Here is a 7206-nt window from a genome sequence, read left to right as displayed (position 1 = left end):
CCGCCCCATCACCCGCGCATAAACCTCCCCGACAATCCCCCGCCGAAACACCAGCACGCAGACCATGAAGATCAGCCCGGTGGCGATGGTCACCGGGAAACCTGATGTGGCCAGCGTGTTTTCCAGGCCGACGACGAGGCTGGCGCCGATGATCGGGCCGACCATGGTGCCGATGCCGCCCAGAAGCGTCATCAGGATCACCTCGCCCGACATCTGCCAGGTGACGTCGGTGAGCGTGGCGAACTGGAAGACGATCGCCTTCAGCGAGCCCGCGAGCCCGGCCAGCGCCGCCGACATGACGAAGGCGCCGAGTTTGTAGCTGGCTACGGAATAGCCAAGCGAAATGGCGCGGTTCTCGTTTTCGCGGATCGAGCGCAGGATCATGCCGAAGGGCGAATTGACGATGCGCCAGATGGCGAAGACGCCGATCAGGACCACGACAAGCACGAAGTAGTAGATGTTTAGCGGGACGTTGAGGTCGAGGATGCCGAACAGCATGCCGCGTGGCACGCCCTGGATGCCGTCCTCGCCTTGCGTGAACGGCGCCTGCACGCAGAAGAAGAAGAACATCTGCGACAGCGCCAGGGTGATCATGGCGAAATAGATGCCTTGCCGACGAATGGCGAAGAAGCCCATGACGAGGCCGAGCAGCGCGGCGCCCGCCATGCCGAGCAGGATGCCGGCTTCCGGCGGCCAGCCCCAGACCTTGACGGCATGCGCGGTGAAGTAGGCGGCGCCGCCGAAGAAGGTGGCGTGGCCGAAGGACAAGAGGCCGGTATAGCCAAGCAGGAGGTTGAAGGCGCAGGCAAACAGCGCGAAGCACAGCATCTTCATCAGGAAGATCGGGTAGACGAAGAAAGGTGCTGCCAGCAGCGCCGCTATGCCGAGCCCGACCAGCACCCATTCGAGCCTTGCCGAGGGTTTGGCCGATGTCTCACGAAGTGTCAGCTCGGCCATGTCGGATGTTTCTTCCGCCATGTCAGGCGTCCCTTCCGAACAGGCCGGCCGGCCGGACCAAAAGCACGATCGCCATGATGACGAAGACCACCAGGTTGGAGGCCTCGGGATAGAAAACCTTGGTCAGGCCTTCGGCCAGCCCGAGCATGTAGCCGGTGACGATGGCGCCGAGGATCGATCCCATGCCGCCGATCACGACGACGGCGAAGACGACGATGATGAGATCCGACCCCATCAGGGGGCTGACCTGATAGACGGGTGCCGCCAGGATGCCGGCGAGCCCGGCAAGGGCCGAGCCGAGGCCGTAGGTGAGGGTCAAAAGCAGCGGCACGTTGACGCCAAAGGCCTGGACGAGACGGGGATTCTCGGTTGCGGCGCGCAGATAGGAACCGAGCCTGGTCTTCTCGATCAGCGCCCAGGTGCCGAAGCAGACGATCAGCGAGGCGACCACCACCCAGCCGCGATAGTTGGGCAGGAACATGAAGCCGAGATTGGTGCCGCCGGCCAGCAGCGGCGGCACGGCGTAGGGGTTTCCCGACACGCCGTAATAGTAGCGGAAGATGCCTTCGAGCACGAGCGCGAGGCCGAAAGTGAAGAGCAGGCCGTAGAGCGGATCGGTGTCGTAGAGCCTGGACAGCGCCAGGCGTTCGACGACGACGCCGAACAGGCCGACGATCAGCGGCGCCAGGACCAGCGCCGGCCAATAGCCGATGCCGAGATGGGTGAGCAGGAGATAGCCGACGAAGGCGCCGAGCATATATTGGGCGCCATGGGCGAAATTGATGACGCGCAGCAGGCCGAAGATCACCGCCAGGCCCAGGCTCAGCATGGCGTAGAAGGAGCCGTTGATCAGGCCGACCAGCAACTGGCCGAGCAATGCCTGGATGGGGATGCCGAAGATCATCGTCATGGCGTCATCATACACCCAGAATTTCGTGGAGCAGCGTCATGCGGTCCGCCAGTTCGCCGGTCGGAAATCCGGCCACGACCTTGCCGTGTTCCATCAGGTAGAAACGGTCGGCGACACGGCTGGCGAAGCGAAAATTCTGTTCGACCAGCAGGATGGTCATGCCGCGCTTTTTCAACGTCGCCAGCAGCTCGCCGATGCGCTGGACGATGACAGGGGCGAGGCCCTCGGTCGGTTCGTCCAGGAGCAGCATCTTGACGCCGGTCCGCAGCATGCGCGCGATCGCCAGCATCTGCTGTTCGCCGCCCGACAGCCTGGTGCCCGGACTGTTGCGCCGCTCCTTCAGATTGGGGAAGAGATCGAAGATTTCCTCGACGCTCATGCCGCCCGGGGCGACGACGGGCGGCAGCACCAGGTTCTCGTCGACGGTCAATGTCGAGAAGATGCCGCGCTCTTCCGGCACGAAGCCGATGCCCTGGTGCGCGGTGCGGTGCAGCGGCAGCCGCATCAGGTCGGCGCCGTCGAAGACGACCTTGCCGGTTCTCCGGCGGATCAGGCCCATGATGGCACGCAATGTCGTCGTCTTGCCGACGCCGTTGCGGCCGAGCAAGGTGACCGTTTCGCCGGCAAACACTTCGAGGTCGACGCCGTGCAGCGCATGGCCCTCGCCATACCAGGCGTTGAGACCGCTGACCGCGAGCAGGGGCGAAGCACTAGTCATCGGCGGTGCCCATATAGGCGACCTTGACGCGCTCGTCGCGGCTGACGGTGGCGTAGTCGCCGGCCGCCAGCACCTCGCCGCGCTGCATCACCGTTATCCAGTCGCAGAGATCGGCCACCACGGTCAGATTGTGCTCGACCATCAGTATGGCGCGGTCGCTCGCCACCGAGCGGATGAGGGCGGAAACCGTGGCCACGTCCTCATGGCCCATGCCGGCCATCGGCTCGTCCAGCAGCAGCACTTTGGGATCGAGCGCCAACGTCGTGGCGATCTCGAGCACGCGTTTCCTGCCATAGGAAAGATCGCCGGCCAGCCTGTTCGTCGCGTCGTCGAGGCCGACGGAACGCAGCAGCTCCATGGCGCGCGGCGTCAACCGGTCGAGCGCCGCCAGCGAGCGCCAGAACTGGATGCCGAGCCCGGCCGGCCGTTGCAGCGCGACGCGCACATTGTCGAGCACGCTGAGATGCGGAAAGATCGCCGAGATCTGGAACGAGCGCACCAGCCCCATCCGCGCCACCCTGGCCGGCGGCGTGCGGGTGATGTCGTTGCCGAGCAGCTCGATCCTGCCGCTGGTCGGCGCCAGGAATTTTGTCAGCAGGTTGAAGACGGTGGTCTTGCCGGCGCCGTTGGGTCCGATCAGGGCGTGGATATTGCCATGGCGGACATCCAGGTCGACATTTCTAACGGCGACGAAGCCGGCGAAGTCACGCCGCAGGCCGCGGGCGGAAAGCACCACCCGCGGCTCTTCCGCGCTCGGATCAGGCGGCACCGTGGCCGCGCCGGTCACTGGGCGGCCGTCGGGCAGCCGCTTTCCTTCTCGCTCAGGAAGGCCTCCTTGCCGGGAATGGTGGCCAGGTATTTGTAATAGTCCCAATCCTTGGTGCTCTCGCTGGGCGCCTTGACCTGGTAGAGATACATGTCGTGGACCATGTTGCCGTCGGCCTGGACCTTGCCATTGGCGGTAAAGACGTCGTTCACCGGCAGCGAATGCAATTGCTTGGCGACCGCTTCGGTCTCGTCGGTGCCGGCCTTGTCGATCGCCTTCAGGTACTGCGTCACCGCCGAATAGGTCGCGGCCTGGATCATGTTCGGCATGCGGTTGGTGCGCTTGAAGAAGCGCTGCCCGAATTCGCGGCTCTTGTCGTCGCGGTCCCAGTAATAGCCCTCGGTCAGCACGACGCCTTGCGCCGCCTGCAGGCCGAGCCCATGCACCTCGGCCAGCGTGAACAGGAGGGCGGCCAGGCGCTGGCCGCCCTGCACGATGCCGAACTCGGCCGCCTGCTTGATGGAATTGGAGGTGTCGAGGCCGGCATTGGCCAGCCCGATGACCTTGGCGCCCGACGATTGCGCCTGCAGCAGGAAGGACGAAAAATCGGTCGCGCCGAGGGGATAACGCACCTCGCCCAGCACCTTGCCGCCATGGCTCTCGACGAACTTGGCGGTCTGCTCCTTCAGCGAATAGCCGAACGCATAGTCGACGGTGACGAAGAACCAGCTGTCGCCGCCCTGCTGCACCAGCGAGCCGCCGGTGCCCACAGCCTGCGAATGGGTGTCATAGGCCCAGTGGAAGCCGTAGGGCGAGCACTGCTTGCCGGTGAGTTCCGTGGTCGCCGCACCGGTGACGATGTCGATCTTCTTCTTTTCCTTGGAGATCCCTTGCACGGCGAGCGCGACCGAAGAGGTCGTCAGCTCCATGATGGCATCGACCTGTTCGGTGTCGTACCACTGGCGTGCGATGTTGGAGGCGATATCGGGCTTGTTCTGATGGTCGGCGCTGATGATCTCGACCGGTGCTCCCTGCACCTTGCCGCCGAAATCCTCGACCGCCATCTTGGCCGCCTCGACCGACCATTTGCCGCCGAAATCCGCATAGACGCCGGATTGGTCGTTGAGGATGCCGATCTTGACCTTGCCATCGGAAATCTCGGCGGCCGAGGCGGGAATCGCGGTGGCCGCGAGCAGCGCGGCGGAAACGACATAGCATAGCTTCATGAGTTTATTTCCTCCCAGTGTGGATGAATCCGGCCGCCCTCAACGATCGTCATCCGCAAGCACATTAGGAAAATGAGGCGGAAGGGCAAGGGGCGGCCGCGGATTTCATGGCGGCAAGGCCGACCCCATGGCGTGTGACACGAATATGTGAAGCTCGGCCGGCGACACACCGAGCTTGTTTGAGCCTGGACGGCTTCAACCCCCGGCCGCGACCAGATGGCCGTTGCCGACATCACTCAGCGCCAGTTTCAGCGGGGCCTCGCCGATCCGGCGGCTGGCGCTGGGGATTTCCTAAATCCGCCGCCGCTATTTGGCCGCCGGCCTGTGTTGGCGGGCATAGGTTACGCAAGCATCCACGGTTGAGACACAAAGCGCGTCGCGCCTGTTCGGCAGATTGTTGTCGCCGGCATAGGCAACCTCGGCGACGTGGCCGCCGACCATGCGAACCTGCGTGTCGCAGTAACCGCCGGGAGCGACATTGACGGAACCGCCGACCGTCGGAATCGCCCCGACGGCCAAGGCAGGAACGACGACGCTGAGATTGCCGCGCTGGACGACGCGCTTGTAGGTCCAGATCTGCCCGGACCGACCGACATCCGCGGTGGCGGTCGGAAACCCCGCGCACATTCGAACGTCGGCTTCACTGAGGCCGACCATTTCCTTGCGAGCCGCCGCCGCCGTGGGATCGATCTTGGCGATGCGCGACGTGTCGTCGGGAACGACGCAGGAAGACTGGACGACGACGATGAGACCAGAGAGGGCAAGCTTTCGAATGCAGGAAAATGTCATACCGATTATTGAGATCGCGTGGCGCCCGACCGCCCTCTCTACCTAGGCAAGCAGGCCGCCGGATCAACCCGCACGCCTTCACGAAAAGGTGGCCGAGCAAGCCGCAGAGCTTTTTGACTTCCGCTCGCAGCGGATGAACCCGCCGGCAACCGACGAAGGACGTCCATCATTTCCGGGCGATGTCCTCGAAGCTTAAGTCGAACCGCATGAGATATTTGCGTAGCCGGTCGGCATCGTTGCCGCTGGTCTTTTGCAGCCGCGAAACGGCGAACAGTTTTCGGCCGGCGGCGCTGATCGAGTTGCTGTCGCGGCAGACCTCGAGCACGGTGGCAAGTTGCGGCCGATCGAATAGGTCGATCCGGCTTTGCCGCTCGACACCCAAAGCCTCCACCAGGATGGCCTCGCGGCCGCCGGCATCCCCGGCACGCCACAGCATCGTCAGTCGTTCGATCTCGTCGCGCACGGTCTCCTCGTTGATGCGGCCGAGCGGCGCCAGTGTCGCCATGCGGGTAATGGATGCCGACAGATCGCGGAAATTGGCACGCCACATCGCCTGCGGCGCGATGGCGAATTTCAGGTAGAGATCCCGCGCCTCCCTGTTGAAGGTCACGTTCTGGCCCTCGCGTTCGCCGAAGCGGCGCAGCTCGAAGTCGAGGTTGGGCTCGATGTCTTCCTTGCGGTCGCGTAGCGCCGGAAGCTGGAAGGTCCAGAGATTCAGACGTGCGAACAAATCCTCGCGGAACCTGCCCTCCTTCACGCCGATCGACAGGTCGCGATTGGTGCCGGCCAGAAGCTGGAAATCCGAGATTACGTCCTGGTCGGCGCCAACCGGCAGGAAACGCTTCTCCTCGATGGCGCGCAGGCACATGGCCTGTTCGTCGATGCCGAGTTCACCGATCTCGTCGAGAAACAGCACGCCCTTGTTGGCCGACTTCATCAGCCCGGCGCGTTCGTTCTGCGCGCCGGTGAAAGCGCCCTTGACGTGGCCGAACAGCGTCGACATCGCCTGGTCGCCGCGCAAGGTCGCGCAATTGACCTCGATGAAGGCGCCGGAAACCTGCCGCTGCGCTTCCTTGAGTTCGTAAATGCGGCGCGCGAGCTGCGACTTGCCGGCGCCTGTCGGGCCGGTGAGCAGGACGGGCGCGCGCGAGCGGATCGTCACCTTCTCGATCTGGTCGATCATCTGGTTGAAGGCCGGATTGCGGGTGGCGATGCCAGACTTCAGGAACGACGTCGCCTCGTCGCGCTCCGCGGTAAAGCGTGTAGCGATCGCATCATAACGCGACAGGTCGAGGTCGATGATCGAGTGGCTGCCGGAGACGTCGTCGCGCCCATCCTTGCGGGGAGAGAGCTGTAGCAGGCGTGCAGGGATGAAGTGGGCCTCGGTGAGCAGGAACCAGCAGATCTGCGCGACATGCGTGCCGGTGGTGATGTTGACGAGATAATCCTCCTTCTCGGGATCGAACACATAACTCCGGGCAAAATCGCGCAGGCCGGTGTAGACCTCGCTGAAATCCCAGGGGTCTCTCATGCCGATGATATGCGGCCTGACCTCTGTCGCCGGCGAAACCTGTTCGATGTCGGCGATGATCTGCGTGGCGAGCTGCCGGGACTGTGTCCCGTGAATGAGTTCCAGGCGGTCAATGAACAATCCCTGCTGCTGGCACAGCGCAACCGTCGGCCGCCATTTCTTCCAGCGGTCGTCGGTGCGACCCGCATCGAGCGTCGTCCCGAGAATACCTATAGCGACCCGTCTTCGCATTTTATCCCGTGATATAAGAGTCGATACAATTGGATTATAGTACAGGCTTCTTCTCGCGAAGCGCCAGATGCAAAAGGT

At 63.8% G+C, this 7206-nt stretch carries 7 protein-coding genes; all 7 read right to left on the bottom strand.

The features are described from left to right. Nucleotides 1-957 (bottom strand): branched-chain amino acid ABC transporter permease (locus tag LB536_RS23900; RefSeq protein ID WP_224596933.1); only part of this gene is annotated, 957 nt, incomplete at its 3' end. A 22-nt stretch (nt 958-979) separates the two neighbouring features. Continuing rightward, a complete protein-coding gene (locus LB536_RS23895) occupies nt 980-1867 on the bottom strand; it encodes a branched-chain amino acid ABC transporter permease (protein WP_224596925.1) in 888 nt (295 codons plus the stop codon). 7 nt (nt 1868-1874) lie between these two features. Beyond that, a complete protein-coding gene (locus LB536_RS23890) occupies nt 1875-2585 on the bottom strand; it encodes an ABC transporter ATP-binding protein (RefSeq protein ID WP_224596923.1) in 711 nt (236 codons plus the stop codon). After that, nucleotides 2578-3372 (bottom strand): ABC transporter ATP-binding protein, encoded by a 795-nt coding sequence (locus LB536_RS23885; protein WP_224596921.1) that lies wholly within the window; start codon nt 3370-3372, stop codon nt 2578-2580. The genes LB536_RS23890 and LB536_RS23885 overlap by 8 nt, the downstream gene beginning before the upstream one ends. Beyond that, nucleotides 3369-4577 (bottom strand): ABC transporter substrate-binding protein, encoded by a 1209-nt coding sequence (locus tag LB536_RS23880; RefSeq protein WP_140765551.1) that lies wholly within the window; start codon nt 4575-4577, stop codon nt 3369-3371. Before LB536_RS23880 ends, LB536_RS23885 begins: the two co-directional genes overlap by 4 nt. 306 nt (nt 4578-4883) lie before the next feature. Beyond that, nucleotides 4884-5366 carry a hypothetical protein gene (locus LB536_RS23875; protein ID WP_224596919.1) on the bottom strand — a complete coding sequence of 161 codons (483 nt, stop codon included), beginning with the start codon at nt 5364-5366 and terminating at the stop codon, nt 4884-4886. A gap of 166 nt (nt 5367-5532) precedes the next feature. Next, nucleotides 5533-7128: an RNA repair transcriptional activator RtcR gene (gene rtcR / locus LB536_RS23870; RefSeq protein WP_224596916.1), complete on the bottom strand. Its 1596-nt coding sequence runs from the start codon at nt 7126-7128 to the stop codon at nt 5533-5535. Between the last annotated feature and the right edge of the window lie 78 nt (nt 7129-7206).

The sequence above is a fragment of the Mesorhizobium sp. ES1-3 genome (assembly GCF_020164795.1).
GTDB lineage: Bacteria > Pseudomonadota > Alphaproteobacteria > Rhizobiales > Rhizobiaceae > Mesorhizobium.
The sequence above is the reverse complement of the archived record's forward strand: the minus strand, read 5'-3'. Positions and strand labels throughout refer to the sequence as shown.